This is a genomic window from Ancylobacter crimeensis, from assembly GCF_023016805.1.
In the GTDB taxonomy this organism is placed as follows: Bacteria; Pseudomonadota; Alphaproteobacteria; order Rhizobiales; family Xanthobacteraceae; genus Ancylobacter; species Ancylobacter crimeensis.
The window spans coordinates 1-15,142 of sequence record NZ_JALKCH010000001.1 but is presented as its reverse complement, the minus strand read 5'-3'; the positions used below and the strand labels follow the sequence as shown (position 1 = coordinate 15,142).

The 15,142-nt window shown below is 64.1% G+C and carries 13 protein-coding genes, 1 tRNA gene, 1 pseudogene and 1 riboswitch; of the genes and pseudogenes, 4 read left to right on the top strand and 11 right to left on the bottom strand.

Annotated features, from left to right (window positions below):
• The first annotated feature begins 10 nt into the window (after nucleotides 1-10).
• Nucleotides 11-2,071 carry a glycosyltransferase gene (locus MWN34_RS00070; protein WP_247025595.1) on the top strand — a complete coding sequence of 687 codons (2,061 nt, stop codon included), beginning with the start codon at nucleotides 11-13 and terminating at the stop codon, nucleotides 2,069-2,071.
• 47 nt (nucleotides 2,072-2,118) lie between these two features.
• Here the strand turns inward: MWN34_RS00070 and rnk are convergent, their stop codons facing one another.
• The 3 genes from rnk to metE form a co-directional block, all read right to left on the bottom strand.
• Nucleotides 2,119-2,574 carry a nucleoside diphosphate kinase regulator gene (gene rnk, locus MWN34_RS00065; protein WP_247025594.1) on the bottom strand — a complete coding sequence of 152 codons (456 nt, stop codon included), beginning with the start codon at nucleotides 2,572-2,574 and terminating at the stop codon, nucleotides 2,119-2,121.
• 275 nt (nucleotides 2,575-2,849) lie between these two features.
• Nucleotides 2,850-3,599 (bottom strand): acyl-CoA thioesterase, encoded by a 750-nt coding sequence (locus MWN34_RS00060; RefSeq protein WP_247025593.1) that lies wholly within the window; start codon nucleotides 3,597-3,599, stop codon nucleotides 2,850-2,852.
• Nucleotides 3,596-5,959 carry a 5-methyltetrahydropteroyltriglutamate--homocysteine S-methyltransferase gene (gene metE / locus MWN34_RS00055; protein WP_247025592.1) on the bottom strand — a complete coding sequence of 788 codons (2,364 nt, stop codon included), beginning with the start codon at nucleotides 5,957-5,959 and terminating at the stop codon, nucleotides 3,596-3,598. Before metE ends, MWN34_RS00060 begins: the two co-directional genes overlap by 4 nt.
• 110 nt (nucleotides 5,960-6,069) lie before the next feature.
• Nucleotides 6,070-6,263, bottom strand: a riboswitch (cobalamin riboswitch).
• Nucleotides 6,264-6,458: 195 nt separating this feature from the next.
• On the opposite strand from metE, the gene MWN34_RS00050 reads away from it, so the two are divergent.
• The gene (locus MWN34_RS00050; RefSeq protein ID WP_247025591.1) at nucleotides 6,459-7,055 is read left to right on the top strand and encodes an IMPACT family protein; all 597 of its coding nucleotides are present in this window, start codon (nucleotides 6,459-6,461) and stop codon (nucleotides 7,053-7,055) included.
• A gap of 70 nt (nucleotides 7,056-7,125) precedes the next feature.
• Here MWN34_RS00050 and MWN34_RS00045 read toward each other — a convergent pair whose 3' ends face one another.
• The 6 genes from MWN34_RS00045 to MWN34_RS00020 are packed head-to-tail and all read right to left on the bottom strand — an operon-like array spanning nucleotide 7,126 to nucleotide 11,786.
• The gene (locus tag MWN34_RS00045; RefSeq protein ID WP_247025590.1) at nucleotides 7,126-8,622 is read right to left on the bottom strand and encodes a 5-methyltetrahydropteroyltriglutamate--homocysteine methyltransferase; all 1,497 of its coding nucleotides are present in this window, start codon (nucleotides 8,620-8,622) and stop codon (nucleotides 7,126-7,128) included.
• Nucleotides 8,619-9,422 carry a phosphonate ABC transporter ATP-binding protein gene (gene phnC / locus MWN34_RS00040; RefSeq protein ID WP_247025589.1) on the bottom strand — a complete coding sequence of 268 codons (804 nt, stop codon included), beginning with the start codon at nucleotides 9,420-9,422 and terminating at the stop codon, nucleotides 8,619-8,621. Before phnC ends, MWN34_RS00045 begins: the two co-directional genes overlap by 4 nt.
• Nucleotides 9,422-10,258 (bottom strand): phosphonate ABC transporter, permease protein PhnE, encoded by an 837-nt coding sequence (gene phnE / locus MWN34_RS00035; protein WP_247025588.1) that lies wholly within the window; start codon nucleotides 10,256-10,258, stop codon nucleotides 9,422-9,424. Before phnE ends, phnC begins: the two co-directional genes overlap by 1 nt.
• A 7-nt stretch (nucleotides 10,259-10,265) precedes the next feature.
• Nucleotides 10,266-11,159, bottom strand: a complete 894-nt coding sequence (locus MWN34_RS00030; RefSeq protein WP_247025587.1) for a phosphate/phosphite/phosphonate ABC transporter substrate-binding protein — start codon at nucleotides 11,157-11,159, stop codon at nucleotides 10,266-10,268.
• 22 nt (nucleotides 11,160-11,181) lie between these two features.
• Nucleotides 11,182-11,544, bottom strand: coding sequence for a DsrE family protein (locus MWN34_RS00025; protein WP_247025586.1), 363 nt, complete (start codon nucleotides 11,542-11,544; stop codon nucleotides 11,182-11,184).
• A 44-nt stretch (nucleotides 11,545-11,588) separates the two neighbouring features.
• Entirely contained in the window at nucleotides 11,589-11,786 is a 198-nt protein-coding gene (locus MWN34_RS00020) for a sulfurtransferase TusA family protein (RefSeq protein ID WP_343311793.1), read from the bottom strand.
• A gap of 616 nt (nucleotides 11,787-12,402) precedes the next feature.
• On the opposite strand from MWN34_RS00020, the gene MWN34_RS00015 reads away from it, so the two are divergent.
• The gene (locus MWN34_RS00015; RefSeq protein ID WP_247025584.1) at nucleotides 12,403-13,251 is read left to right on the top strand and encodes a cupin-like domain-containing protein; all 849 of its coding nucleotides are present in this window, start codon (nucleotides 12,403-12,405) and stop codon (nucleotides 13,249-13,251) included.
• A gap of 84 nt (nucleotides 13,252-13,335) precedes the next feature.
• On the opposite strand, the pseudogene MWN34_RS19830 reads toward MWN34_RS00015, so the two are convergent.
• Nucleotides 13,336-13,518 (bottom strand): annotated as a pseudogene (locus MWN34_RS19830) (SOS response-associated peptidase); the annotation flags it as partial.
• A gap of 415 nt (nucleotides 13,519-13,933) precedes the next feature.
• Here MWN34_RS19830 and MWN34_RS00010 point away from each other — a divergent pair.
• Nucleotides 13,934-14,007, top strand: a tRNA-Gln gene (locus tag MWN34_RS00010).
• Between the two features lie 274 nt (nucleotides 14,008-14,281).
• On the opposite strand, the gene MWN34_RS00005 is transcribed toward MWN34_RS00010, so the two are convergent.
• Nucleotides 14,282-14,896, bottom strand: a complete 615-nt coding sequence (locus tag MWN34_RS00005; RefSeq protein WP_247025583.1) for a hypothetical protein — start codon at nucleotides 14,894-14,896, stop codon at nucleotides 14,282-14,284.
• Nucleotides 14,897-15,142: the final 246 nt, after the last annotated feature.

Below are 15,142 nucleotides of genomic sequence, written 5' to 3'. Positions count from 1 at the left end.
ACGTGCGGACATGCCCGGTCACATTCCCGTCCTGCGTCGTCTCGGCGGCTGCACGGAACGATTGGCCGGGCTATATGGAACGGTGTGGGACGCCGTCCTACGGCCCTGTCGTGATGAGTGCCGCCGTACCATGCCCAGCCCAACGCCGGTCGTTGCCGCGCCTTCCGCGCCCGGCAATCTACCGATCGAGACGAAGCCGGAGGTCTCCATCCTCCTCGTCAGCCGGAATGATGCACCGAACACGCTCCTCTGCATCGAGCACATTGAAGCGAACGACGCTGGCCCGCCTTCCGAGATTCTGATCGCCGACAATGGCAGCGCCCCGGACGACCTCGCTCTGCTGAATGAAGGTCGCGGCAGAGCGCGGATCCTTCCGCTCGGCGTCGACCGCTATCGCGGCGAGGCAAGGAACATCCTCGCTGAACAGGCACAGGGCCGGTTCGTCTGCTTTCTGGACACGGACGTTCTGCTTTCACCTCGCTGTCTCGAAGGGCTGATGGCCGAGCTCGACGCTCATCCGGAGGCAGCGGCGGCCGGGCCTATCCTCCTCGCCGCCGACGGAACGATCGAGCAGGCCGGAGCGATGCTGGATGGTACGGGAGAGCCGTCCCGTCATCTGGCCGGGCCATGGGCTCCGCCCCTCGCTCTGCTGCCGTCGCGCTCCCTGGACTACGTCTCCGCTTCCTGTCTGCTGGTCCGCCGAGAGGACTTCGCCGCCGTTCATGGCTTCGACCTCGCCTTTGAACCTGAAGGCTGCGAGGACATCGATCTCTGCCTCAAACTCGCTGCGCTTGGAAAATCGGTGCGGCTGCTCCCGGCAATGACTGCCATCCGCTCGGGGGAGCGCACGCCTCCTGACGACATGGCGAACGCCCTTAATCGCGCCAAGCTTCGCGCCCGATGGGGTGCCTATCTCCGGCATCGCTCCAGCGACGAGCAACAGACGATCCGTGCTGCGGTCATCGGCGATCCCTCCGTGCGTCGACTGCCGTCTGATACGTCGCGCGCGCTGGTCTATACGCCCTATGCCCTCACGCCGGGCGGCGGCGAGCGTTATCTCTGCACCACGGCCGCGGTGCTTTCCGAACGCTGGCAGGTCATCCTGGCCACGCCTCATCCCTATAGTCGGATGCGCCTGCGACAGATCGGGCGGCTGTTCGATATCGATCTGGATGCCTGTCAAACCGTCACGCTCGATCGGATCGACGATCTCGGGCCTTTCGAAGTCATGCTGACGATGGGCAACCACCTTCACCCGCCAACATCGGCGCGTGCGGCGCGCAACCTGTTCCACTGCCAGTTCCCCTTCCCGTATCCGGGGCCAGGGCTGGCGGAACTCGATGGATATGAGCGTTTCATCGTCAATTCGGGCTTCACGGCCCAGGCGGTCGAACAGGCGCTACAAGCGTCCGGGAGCCGACCTTATCCCATCCACGTCATCGCACCGCCCGTGCCACAGTTCGGGGGCGACGCGCGAACGAAGAAGCCCATGATCCTCTCCGTCGGCCGCTTCTTCGTCGGGGGGCACTCAAAACAGCAGGACCTGCTCATAGAGGCGTTCCGCGCTCTGATCGCAGACGGCACGATTGGGGGGGAGCTGCACCTTGCCGGCTCCTCCACGCCCGGTATCGAGCACATGGACTATCTGCGCCGCCTCGAAGAAAGCGCGGAAGGCCTGCCCATCGTCTTCCACGTCAACTGCTCGGCCGACGAACTGGCACACCTGTATCGCGATGCCGCCATCTACTGGCATGGCACCGGCCTTGGCGTCGATCTCACCGCGTCCCCCGAGAAAGCGGAGCATTTCGGCATCGCCATCGTCGAGGCCATGGCCGCCGGATCCGCGACATTCGCATTCAGGGCCGGCGGCGCGCGCGAAATTATCGAGGATGGCGTCAACGGCCTTCTCTATGAGAGCCTGCCTGACCTCGTTGAACGCACGCGCGCCCTGCTGATACCCGACGGCGAAGAGCGGCGCATCGCCATCGGGCGCGCCGGAAGCGAACGGGCGGCCGCCTACGCGCCGGATCGTTTCGCGCAGCACATGCGCGACCTGTTCTTTCGCCACTGAAACCATTCACACTTCCTGTTCAAAGGGAGAACGGAAGCCGGGCGAGCTCAGCTCTGCGATGCCTGCTGTTCGCCGGTAACCGCCATCGGTCGCGCAGCAGGCTCCACCACTACATCGGGGGCTTCCACGCTGACGACGGTCAGCTTGTGACGCCGTCCATCGCGCGCGGTCCAGTCCATCGACTGCCCCGCCGACAGGCCGATCAGCGCAATGCCGATGGGTGTCATGACCGACACTTTGCCGGCGGAAATATCCGCCTCGCCCGGCAAAACCAGCTTCACGACACGGTCCTCCCCGGCATCGGAGGTGAAACGTAACGCCGAGCCGATGCGAACGACGTTGCGGGCCGACCCGTCGCCCACGATCCGGGCCCGGTCAAGCTCGGTATAGAGTTCGTCAGCCAGCTCGGCATCACGAGCGGCGTAGGAATCGGCAAGCCGTGACAGCATCTCGTGATCGTGACGGGTTATGGCGATGGCAGGCTTGCGCCGGGCAAGGGCCATGATGACCTCCTGAGGCAAGAGAGCGGCGACGCGAGACGCGTGCCGGAGTGCAGTGGGGAATGTGTGTGCTGTCGCGGATCGCGGCACGATCTGCCGGGTTAGACAGAGGCCGCCTCAGGAGCCCCTCAGCCGGGGCGACGCGACCGGGCGGGGGCTCAGCGTCCCGCGATGGGACACGCCTGTGCAAAACGAAACATGAGCGGTTCGGTCATCATGTGCCAAGAACTGATCATTCCGTATTGGAAAGTCAAGCAAGGCTCCTGTGGACATGCGGCTTATCTCCACCTCACCGGCCGGTGCTCCGCATCGACGGCGACGTTGACGAACGCACCCGTTCCACACAGACGACGTTCACCGGTCGCCAGCAGCTCCGACCACAGCCGCGTCTCCACCGTCATGGAGCTGCACCCCTCGCGCAAAAGGGACGCCTCGATCTCGACCACCTGGCCGGGGCGGATTTCATGCAGGAAATCGACCCGTCCGGACGACGCCAGGACGACCGCCTGCCGACTGCACCGCGTGGCGACCACGAAGGCAGCCTTGGCCATCAGCGCGAGGGCGCTGCCGCCATAGAGGCTGCCATAGTGGCTGGTCTGCTCCGGCATGACGAGATCGACCATGCTTAGGCTGTCCGGACTTGCTCGCTCGGTCTCAGGCACCGGAGGCATGGTGACGGATGTTACCGCCGCCACCATGTTGAACACGCCGCTGGTGCAGCGCCGCCGCTCACCGGTCAGCGGCGCCTCCGCCACGAGTTCCACTGCCACGCCGAGCGAGCGGCGCCCGGCGCGTATCACCCGCGCGGTCGTTTCGACGATATCGCCGAGCCGCGCGGGAGCAATGAAGTCAATGCGTTCGCAGGACGCAGTGACGAAATCGACACGGCCATGCCGGGCCGCCGCGATGAAGGCTGCCCGATCCATGAGAGCAAGCGCCGCGCCACCGAACAGCGTGCCGTGATGGTTGGTGGCGCCGGGGAAGACGATGTCGATCACGCACGCCCCGGCACTGTGCTCCCCGCTCATTCCGCGGCTTTCGCGAGACGACGGCGGAGGCCTGTCGCCGCAGCCACCATGTTTACGAGCGCCGGGCGCACTTCCTCCCAGCGCCGCGTCTTCAGCCCGCAATCGGGATTGACCCAGAGCTGTTCCGGCGCAATCCGGTCCAGTGCCCGCTCCAGTAGTTCCGTCATCTCCTCCACCGATGGCACGCGGGGAGAATGGATGTCATAGACACCCGGTCCGATTTCGTTCGGGTAGTGATCCTCGACGAAGGCGCCGAGCAGCTCCATCTTCGAACGCGAGGTCTCGATGGAGATGACATCGGCATCCATTGCGGCGATGGAAACGATGATGTCGTTGAACTCCGAGTAGCACATGTGGGTGTGGATCTGGGTCTCGTCCTTGACCCCGGAGGCGCAGAGCCGGAAGCTCTCCACCGCCCAGTCGAGATAGGCCTGCCATTCCGCCGGGCGCAGCGGCAGCCCCTCGCGGATCGCCGCCTCGTCGATCTGGATCATCGCGGCGCCCGCCGCTTGGAGATCCTGCACCTCGTCGCGGATGGCGAGTGCAATCTGGCGGCTGACAGTGCTGCGCGCCACGTCGTCCCGCACGAACGACCAGTTGAGGATGGTGACAGGCCCGGTCAGCATGCCTTTCATCGGCTTGTCTGTGAGGCTTCGGGCATAGCGCCACCACGCCACCGTCATCGGCCGCGGACGGGCGACGTCGCCGAACAGGATCGGCGGGCGCACATAGCGCGAGCCATAGCTCTGCACCCAGCCATGCTTCGTGAAGGCGAAGCCATCGAGTTGCTCGGCAAAATACTGCACCATGTCGTTGCGCTCGAACTCCCCATGCACCAGCACGTCGAGCCCGATCTCGTCCTGCCAGCGCACGGTGCGTGCGGTCTCCTCCTTCACGAAGGCCTCATAGGCGGCAGAGTCGAGCGCGCCTTTGCCATAGGCGGCGCGGGCCTTGCGCACCTCGCCGGTCTGCGGGAAGGAGCCGATGGTTGTGGTCGGCAGCAAAGGCAACGACAGACGACGCCCCTGCGCCAACCGCCGCTCCGCGAAGGGGCTGGCACGTCGGGTCATCTCCGGTGTGACGCCGGCGAGCCGTGCCGTGACCGCGGCATTGTGAACCTTTGCGGACGCCTTGCGCGCAGCAACGACAGCATCCGATGCGGCGAGGCGCTCCTCGACCGCGGCGCGGCCATATGACAGGGCGGTTGCGAGGGTCGTGAGCTCCCCTATCTTCTGCACCGCAAAGGCGAGCCAGTTTTTTACCTCGGGATCGAGGTCCGCTTCTTGTTCGACGTCGATCGGCACATGCAGCAGCGAGCAGGAGGGAGCAATCTCGACATGGTCGGTGCCACGCCGGCGTAGCACCGGCTCCAGGCGATCGAGCAGGCGAGAGAGATCGGCGCGCCAGATATTGCGCCCGTCGATGACGCCGAGCGACAACACCAGGCCCGGCCGGGCTTGTGCGACGACGTCGTCGAGCTGGTCCTGCGCGCGGATCAGATCGAGGTGCAGCCCCGCCACTGGCAAAGACAGCGCAAGGTCTCGATTGCCGCCGAGCCCGCCGAAATAGCTGGTGAGCATGATTTGAATCTGCGGCAGGGCATGGGCGAAGAAGCCATAGGCCTCGCGCAGCGCCGCTTGCGTGACGGCATTCAGGTCGAGTGCAAGGCAGGGCTCGTCCATCTGCACCCAGGTCGCGCCGCTCGCCGCGAGCCGGCGCAAGACCTCGCCATAGATCGGCAGCAGGTCTCCGATGAGGCTCACCGGATCGAAGCCGGGATCCCGCGATTTGGCGAGGGTGAGGAAGGTCACTGGTCCCAGCAGCACCGGCCGGGTCCGATAGCCGAGTGCGGCGGCCTCCCGATATTCATCCACCGGCTTGCTGGAAGCAAGACGGAACCGCTGGCCGCGCTCAAGCTCCGGCACCATGAAGTGATAATTCGTGTCGAACCACTTGGTCATCTCGAGCGCAGGCACGCCCGCGCCATTGTCATGGGCATGCCCGTGGGCGCAGGTGGCCACATCGCCCGTGCTGCCGCGCGCCATGGCGAAGTACGTATCAAGCCCGACCGACCCTTCATTTGCGCCGTAGACGGAGGGAACGGCGCCGACCATCACTGCCGTGTCGAGCACATGGTCGTAGAGCGAGAAGTCGTTGGAGGGGATATTGGCGATGCCCAGCGAAGCCTGTCGCGCCCAGTTGGCGGCGCGCAGCCGGGCGCAGGTGTCGAGCAGCGCCGCGGCATCGCTCCGGCCGGACCAGTAGGATTCAAGAGCGGCCTTCAGCTCGCGCCGCGGTCCGATACGCGGCGTGCCGAGGGTCGAGACCGGCACGGTGCCGGCGATGATCGGAGAAGTCATTCGGCTAACCCCAATGATATGGGGGCAAAGGCCGAGCGGACGCATAAGCCCGTCCACCGGACGCAAAGCCGGTGGACGCGCGAACGCACCACCGGGACACCCCGCCCAGGGACGATTATGTTGTCGCGGCAGGTCTCCTGGCTTGCGGGTCGTTGCTTCGGTCCGGCCTTCCCGGAGCTATCGCCCCAGTGACGCGAAATGGACCTATGCTCACCGCTGACAGTTGCGGGGGCAGCTCCGGCTTCACACCGGATTCCCTCTTAGCTCCGGCGCGAGGCCGGAGACCGTGACACGCGCAGGATGCAGCGATACGGGCCGCGCGTCAATATAATATAAGGACATCTTTATATCGGAATGTCTCGATCAACCCGACTTCGAAACGAAGGATGCCCCTATCACGCGCCGGGGCAAGTCCCCGCTCACCTGCTTTCGGGCCTCCACGCCTGGCAACGCCCATTGCCGGGGGAGATTCCACGCCGATCGCATGATAGACGGGGACATGGTCCTACGCCTTACCCTCGTCGCACGCGCAACATGCCAGCAAGAGATCAAGAAGAGCCGCTTCATTGCGGTCGCTGGTCCTGTCGCGGACGAGGCAGCGGCCAAAGACTTCATCGCAGCACAGTCGGATCCGTCAGCCAATCACAATTGCTGGGCATGGCGGCTGGGACAGAACTACCGCTTCAACGATGACGGAGAACCCGGCGGAACCGCCGGCAAGCCGATCCTTGCCGCGATCGACGGGCAAAGCCTCGATCACGTTGCTGTCGTCGTGACCCGCTGGTTCGGTGGCATCCTTCTCGGCAGCGGCGGTCTGATCCGTGCCTATGGCGGGACGGCGGCCCTGTGCTTGCGCAAAGCTGCGAAAGTGGAACTCATCGACACCGTATCCGGGACGTTTGCATGTGCGTTCAGTGATCTGGCACTGGTGCAGTCCAGATTGGCCGCGCTCTCGGGCGTGCAGGTGGCGGTTCAGACGTTCATGGACGACGGCGCAGCCCTGTCGGTGAGTGCACCGAAATCGGAGGCGCCAGACGTGGAACGGATGCTGACGGATCTGACCCGCGGACGTTCGATGATCCGGTGGACCGAATAGGCACGGCATCACGCCCGCCCCGCCTGCGCGCACTTCCGGATACACGTTGCCAGAAGATGCTCGCACCCAGCTATCCGAACGTCTGCACGGCCTTCGCAATGGCAGCCAGCTTGTCCTGGGCCGAACCCGTGCAACAGATCGGGTTGTCGGCAAACGTCGCGAAACCGCAGTCGGGATGCAGCAGGACGCGCTCGCGGCCGAACAGGTCGATCGCATGTCGGATGCGCCCGGCCACCTGATCGATACCTTCAACATGCGCATCCTTCTGGTTCACCACACCCACCCCGATGCGGGCGTCGTGCGGCAATGCGGTGAGGATGTCCACCTCGCCAGCGCGCGGCGTGCACATCTCCAGGAGATACGCGCCGACCTTGACCTGCGCCAGCATCCCGACCAGTGGTCCATAGCTGCCGGCCAGCGCGACGCTTTCGTCCGGCGTCCAGTTGCCGCGACACACATGCAGCGCCGTGCGCCGGCGCGGCACGCCGTCCAGCACCGCATTCAGCAGATCACGGGCAAAGGCGAGTTCGTGCGCCGGGCCGAGCGATTCGGACAGCGCCCCGCACATGAAGGAACGCTTGTTCTTGGCGCCGGCGAACACGACCTCGGAAAGCACCGGTTCATCGAATTGGACCAGCGCAGCACCGGCATCCATCAGTTCGGCAAGTTCCTCGCGCAGTACGCGCACGATATCGGCCGCGAGTTCTTCCCGGCTCGCATAGGCGCGGTCCGAGATGCACTCCATCCACATCGTGCGTGTCAGGAGGTAGGGGCCCGGCAGCGCGACCTTCACCGGACGATCGGTCACGCTGCGTGCGAAATCGACCTCGTGGGCGACCAGGGGGCGCGAGCGGGAGAGCTTGCCGAACACGGCAGGATGGCGCACCTCGCCGGCGGGAATGTCGAGCGCACGGAGTTCCGCCTCGAATTCCGCCGGGTCGTCCACGAGAGGCAACAGGTCGATGAGCGGGATGAGCTGGCAATTGTCGAGCCGGCTGGCAACAAAGCTCGCATAGGAGTCACGCCGCTGTTCGCCATCGGTCACCACATCGACGCCGGCCTTTTCCTGCGCAGCGATGGCAAGGCGCACGGCATCGTCGGCGGTTTCCTGAAACGCCTTCTCCGAAAGCCGCCCTTCCACATAGGCGTGCATGGCCTCGATCATCCAGCGCGGGCGCGGCCATGAGCCGATTCCCATCACTGCGAGTTCGGGGATGGGAGGAGGCTCGATAGGGATGCGCGGGCGCGGGACCGATGAAGGCGTCTCCTTCGCGACGACGACGGCGGCGGGCGTCGCGGCCCGTTCGGCCAGCATCCCCTTGCAGACCAGGAAGGACCGCTGCTTCTTGACCTTGGTCCAGGAGACGAATTCGTTGCCCGTCAGCCGACACCAGGCTGGCAGATCCTCGTCGACGGAAATCTCGGTGGAGCGGATCTCCAGCAGACCGCCGCGCGGCAGCGGGTCGATGTGCTTGCGGATGAGGAGAAGCAGCCCGTTGCCGCAGTCGAGATCCCCGCCGTCGAAAGATATGTCCGGCACGAGCGTGTGGGCGTCGACGGGATTCATGATGCTGTCTCCGTGTGCGGATCCGTCCCCTCGGCCGTGCCGAAAAGCTGCCTGTGAATGTGCTCGTCGAAACGATGCGCCGGCACGTCCACGACAAGTCTTCCATCCACCAGCCCGACGACGCGATCGGCAAAGCGCCGGGCGAGCGTCACCTGATGCAGGCTGCAGACGACGCTGACGCGCTCTGACCGGGCGATATGCCGCAACAGCTCCAGCACCCCGGCGCTGGTCTGGGGATCGAGGCTGGCTACCGGCTCGTCCGCGATGATGATGCTCGGCTTCTGCGCCAGAGCCCGGGCGATGGCAACGCGCTGCTGCTGTCCGCCCGACAGGGAATCCGCCCGCTGGGTGGCTTTCTCCAGCAGGCCAACCTGATCGAGGCAATCGAGCGCCAGCAGGCGGTCGCTGCGCTCGAAGCAGCGCGCCCAGGCCCGCCACGCCGGCATGTGGCCGAGCCGCCCGGCGAGGACGTTGTCGAGCGCGGTCAGCCGGTCGACCAGATTGAACTGCTGAAACACCACCGCAACCCGTCGCCGGGCTCGCCCGGCGACGCCGTGGACCTCCTCGCCATCCACGCGCACCGTGCCGCTGTCAGGTCCTAGAAGGCCGGTCATGCAGCGAAAGAGCGTGGTCTTGCCAGCGCCGCTCGGCCCCAGCACGGCGAGGAACTCGCCCGGTGCGACCCGGAAGCTGATATCCTCCACCGCCACATGCCCGCGGAAGCTTTTCGTCACGCCATCGATCTCGAGATGCGTCGGCGACGAGGCCGGAGACGAGACGATCTGCGCCCGCTCGTTCATCAGGCGAGCCTCCGGCGTAGCCAGCCGGAGAGTTGGTCCAGCACGGTGACCACGACCAGAATGAGTGCGATGATGGTGAAGAGACGAGGGAAATCCAGCAGGTCCATGCTGTTCTTCAACTCCTGCCCGATGCCCCCTGCACCCACCACGCCAAGCACGGTAGATGCGCGCACATTGAACTCCCACCAGAACAGTGCCGTCGACAGCAGAACCGGCGCGACATCGGGGACCACCGCATAGAGAATGGCAGTGAAGTGCCCTGCTCCCGTGGTGCGCACCGCTTCGAACGGACCCATCTCTGCATTCTCGATGTGATCGGCAAACTGCTTGGCGGCACTGCCCCATGTGTGCAGCGCAATGCCGAGCACGCCAGCGAACGGGCCAAGGCCGACCGCTGCCACGAACAGAAGCGCGAACACGAAAGAATCGATGCCGCGCAACGCGTTAAGGAACCAGCGCGCCGGATAATACAGCGTCGGCCAAGGCGTGACGTTACGGCTGGCCAGCACCGCCATCGGAATGGCAAGCAGCGTCGCCAGCGTGGTTCCGATCGCCGCCATCGCCACCGTCTCCGCGGTCCGCAGGGCAAAAAGCGGAAGTTCGGACGTATCCGGAGGCCAGGCGCTGGCCAGCCAGCGGCCTAGCTTCGGCAGGCCACTGGCGAGCTTTTGGAGATCGATGCCCGCCAGATTCCAGGAGACGACATAGAAGGCGAGGATCGCGCCACAGGTCAGCCAGAGTCGGATACGGCGCGCGGAGAAGCCACGTCGTTCGGCCTCGATGCGCGCGAGCGCACGCTCGGCTGCGGTCGATGGCGCCTCGGATGTTCGCGCCAACGCCGCCTCAGCTCTTCGGCTTGATCTTGCCAACGGCGATTCCGGCCCTTTCGATCATCGCATAGGAGGCATGGTTCGCCGCCACGAAGCCGGTGTAGCGGCTGGGCAGCAGTTCCTTTGCTTGTTCCGGCGTGATGGCGGTGAGGATCTTCTGCACCTGCTCCGCCCGTTCCGGCGGGGCATCGGGCGGCAATGCGATGGCGTCGTTGGGCAGCGGATCCGAGGTCCAGATGATCCTGTTGGCATCCTCCTTCACGCGCCCGCTGGCGATCATCGCGTTTCGATTGCGATCGAAATCGGTCGCCATGTCGACCTGGCCGGCACTGACCGACATCTCGTTCGCCGCATGGGTCGCGCCCTCCGTGTAGTTCCAGAAGGTCCTGGGATCTATCTTCCAGACCTCCTTCGCGTAGTAGGTCGGAATCAGCCAGCCGGAGGTCGACCCGACATCGGCGAAAGACATCGACTTGCCCTTCGTGTCATCCGGGAATGTCGAGACGGCGAGATCCGGCCGAGCAATGATGATCGCGCGATAGGTGGGCTTGTCGTCATATTTCACCGTCGCGACGGCCTGACACCCGGTGGAATTGTTCGCGATGATGTAGCCCCACGGCCCCATCCAGGCGACATCAAGCTGGCCTGATCCCATAGCCACGGCCATGCCGGCCCAATCCGTGGTCGCGACCAGATCGAAATCGGCGCCGAGTTCCCTCGCGAGATGCGCGAAAAGCGGCGTATAGGCTTTCCGCGTGTCTTCTGCCGATGGCAGCAGCGGTCCGACGCCGAAGCGCAGCTTCTTGCGATCCTGCGCGCGAGCCGGGGCGATCAGGGACGTCGCCGCGAGGCCCGCACCGGCAGCGAGGAGTGTCCGGCGACTGAACCGGCGATGATCGTAGCTCATGGTGTGCTCCCACCGCGCCGGATCAATAACTGATCGAGGGGATACCCTCGCCCAGGAACTCGACGAGCTTCGCGCCGCCGACGATCTTCGCTCCCGCCACCAGATTCTCTTCGTCGAGGCCGCGTTTCTTGAAACAGGGGGAGCACACATAGATCGTGCCCCCGGCTGCGGCGAAATTCGCCATCAGCTCCGCAAGGGGTGCGAAGCCCTGCTCGTGGATATCGTCGGCATAGCCCTGCTGGGAAAGTCGAGTGCCCTCGATCGACAGGAAAACCACCGTCTCCTTGTCCGAGGCAACGGCGGCATTGGCGATGACGAAGCCGACCGTGGCCTTGTCGGTGTCGTTCTTGGCGCAACTGATGGAGACGACGAACTTACCGGGCATTGCGAGGCTCCTCGATTACTTTCGGGATGTCGTGTCAGGCAAAATCAGCTCCAGTCGATCCGCGAACGGATCCAGAAGCTGTGGGAATCGGGATCGTGGCGGATGAGTTCGTTTCGGGTCATGCGGCACCAGGCCGGCAGATCCTCGGGCGCCCCCGCGTCGAGCGCGACGACGCGCATCAACTGCCCGGGCATGGTCTTCAGTTTCATGCGAAGAACCATCACGAGCTCGCCACAGCCCATATGGCCGGCATCGAAGATGACCATCCCTGCCAACTCGTCAGACGCGCAATCGCTCATGTCCGCGACCTGATGTCCGATCGCGACGGCCTGAGGCGCGCGCGGGCGGGCATATCCCGATTGTGAGAAGATAAGCGGCCTGCGTCCGGATACGCCCTGCGGATTTCACGGCAGAGAGCCAGCCCTCACGGGGCATGACGTTCGGTACGGCACCACTCGAACAGAGCCTAGCAAGCCGTGTCGAAGCGTCAAGCAGCGTTCCGGCCGAATGTTCCGGATGACCGACTGCATTCCGCACCGGCATCTTTGCGCGGCCGTGAGCGTGAAATGCGACCTGTCTGCGAACATGACACCTGAAGAGCAAGATCCACATCTCCTGGCGTCAGACCGTCATGTCAGGCGCCCCGCCTTGATGCCCTCCGGCTCCGCTATCGGCCAATACCGCCCCCCGAAAGGATTAGGACGTATCCGAAAGCATGGGCGCCAGATGCCTTCGTGGCGAAGAAACAGACTCGTCCTGACTTACGCTGGATCTTAGCGTTTCAGACGGATTTCAACCGGAGGGTTGGCAATGCTCACGAAGACTCCGCTCAATCTTGTCGGCCCGCACTGGAGCACGGTGGATCCGATCGAGGAGTGCCGACGGCACCTGCATCGCAGCCCCTTCGAGGCCAAACACTCGCTCGCCAATCACCCTCTCTTCTCGATCGATGCCCTCGCCGCCGTGGCCGAGGAGGCCATGAAGCGCAAGGACGACGTCTATGTCGACGTGGGCGACTTGTCGCTCACCGACAAATGGGGCACCACGCCCAAGCCCGACATGACGATCCACGAGATCATCGACCGGATCGAAACCGCCGGTGCGTGGCTCGTGATGAAGCATGTCGAGAAGAATCCCGCTTATCGTGAAGTGCTCGACGAATTCGAAACCTTCGTCCGCGACATTGCAGGACCCGAAGGCTCCAAGCTGCTCAGCAACGCCGAGATGCTGATCTTCATCACGTCGCCGCGCCGCAAGACGCCCTATCATTTCGATGCGGAGCCAAACTTCCTCGTCCAGATCCACGGAGCGAAGGATCTGTGGGTGTGCGATCCCAACGATCGCACCATCACGACTGAGGAGGAGATCGAACAATATTACAGCGTCAGCATCACCGCCGGCACCTACAAACCTCATGCGGAGAAGGCTGCGCACAAGTTCACGCTGGAGCCCGGCGATGCTGTCCATATCCCGACGCACGGGGCGCATTGGGTTCAGAATCACGACGACGTCTCGGTTTCACTGAGCCTCAACATGGAATTTCCCAACTGGCTGCATGCGAACGTCTACCGCGCGAACCACATGATGCGCCGCTTCGGCATGTCGCCGCGTCCACCCGGACAATCGGTGCTGGCAGACCGCTCCAAATCGGCAATGATAAGCAGCCTGCGCATGGCCAAGCGCCTGGCCAAGCGGGGAGCTGCCTGACCGGCCCTCCTTCAGCTTCCAGACGCTGCTCCATGTCGTCCGGATGCCAGTGAAGAACGCCAGTGGTTCGTCGGGCGCAAGCGCGAACCAGGACCACGTCTCTGGCCCGCGGGCGCCGGCCGGTGACTCGATGAAACTCGTTAACGGGACAAGGCACCGCTTCTCCGGCACGAACCGGCGGCGCCAATGCGGGCCGGACGTGTTGCGGATGTTGGTGACGCCCCTGTCGGTCCGCTTGCCTTGAAGGGCGAAGGCCGGCGACGGCATTCCCCACCGGGCCATCACCAGCTCGCGCGCGTCATCACCCGGAACGAACGATCGGCGTGGAATAATCGGGATAGATCCCCGTCTGGGGCGCCAGGTTACCGGCGCCATTTCGCAGCGAGCCGACGAGGTCGGTGATCGCGTCAAGGTTTGAGCGGTGGTTGTAGACGGTGCACGTGGGCGAGTAGGGTAACTCGCGTGAGTATGATGGCCAAAAACCGGGGAGCGACGATGCCCGCGATGGGCGAGTATCGCGAGGTGGGGCCGGGCTCGTCGGGCGCTTTTGCGGGAGACGCCTCGCCTTTCCACAGATAGGGGTTGATCTACACCAACAGGCGAGCTAGAGAACGGCCCAGCAACACCGTTTGGACAACGACGGCGCGATATGCAAAACGCAGCGCTAAGTCATTGATCCCGTTGGGGGATAGTTTAACGGTAGAACTGCGGACTCTGACTCCGTTAGTCCAGGTTCGAATCCTGGTCCCCCAGCCAACCATTCTTCATTCGCTGAGATTTTGGCCGTCCCTGAAATTCCTGCGGCCGTGTCGTAAGTTAGCGTGGGCGTCGTCCACGCGGAGACCTGCATCTTCCTCATGGCGCGGTGCCGCGGCCGGTTTCCTGTCCCCAGTCTGCGGTAGCGTGATTCCCGATTCCGGATGCATCGCCGTATCGCGATGAGAGACAGGTTTAAGCCCGATAAAGACCGTTCGCTCATGCGGACGAAAAACGCCCCGCATTGAGATCTGATTGAGTTCTGGCAGAACGCTCAGGCCGTGAGAAAGCGCTGTTCCTGGGCCGCCCAGTCGTGAGGGAGCGCGGCGGTCAAGCTGCTGATGGTTAGGTCGGCTGGCGCTGTGCCATCGACGATGGCTCGGACGAGAGCGGGCGAGAGGCAGGCCAAGGGCAGTAACTTGCGGACGTTGCGCTCGCCCATCCCTTCGCGAATGGCGATGTCGTTTGGAGAGGCGACAATGCCTTCGATCAATTCCGCCATCCAGCGCCGTGCCCGACTAATGGCGATAAGTATGCTCTTGGCGATGCTGGGGGCCAACTGAACTTTCTTCGATGCGGGCTCGTGGACAATGCCCTTGCGGCGCCCCTGAGGCTGCCACGCGAAAGGGATCGCAATCGGCTTGGAGGGAGGCTCGTCTTGCTCGCCCTTCATATGAACGATCAGACGATCGCGATGCAGGGTGATGCGCGCGATGCGCTCACTCAGCTCTGACCTATCCAATGGCAAAAATCCGAGTATCGCAGCCTCGACATCTGGGGCGGACACACGCGCGATACTGCCGGCTTCATTCTTGCGGTGCTGAAGCAGCGCTTGTGAGACGTAGTAGCGATAGCGAACTCCCGCCTTGTTGGCGTGGCTGGGACTCATGCGATACCCGGCGAGAATGCACTCTTGGAATCGTAGGGTCTTCCTGACTGAAGGTCGAAGGCATAAACGTTGATCGAGGCGCCATGGGAACTGCCGCCATCTTGGATCTCATCACGATGGTCGGGTGGCTGTTATGTATCGACATTGAAGAGCGCCCAACTCGATGTTTAGAGCTGGCTCGGTTGATCTGAACAGTTTTGGCGTTGTCGCTAAGTGGGTTTCGGCCTCGGTTATGCCGCCGCCGGG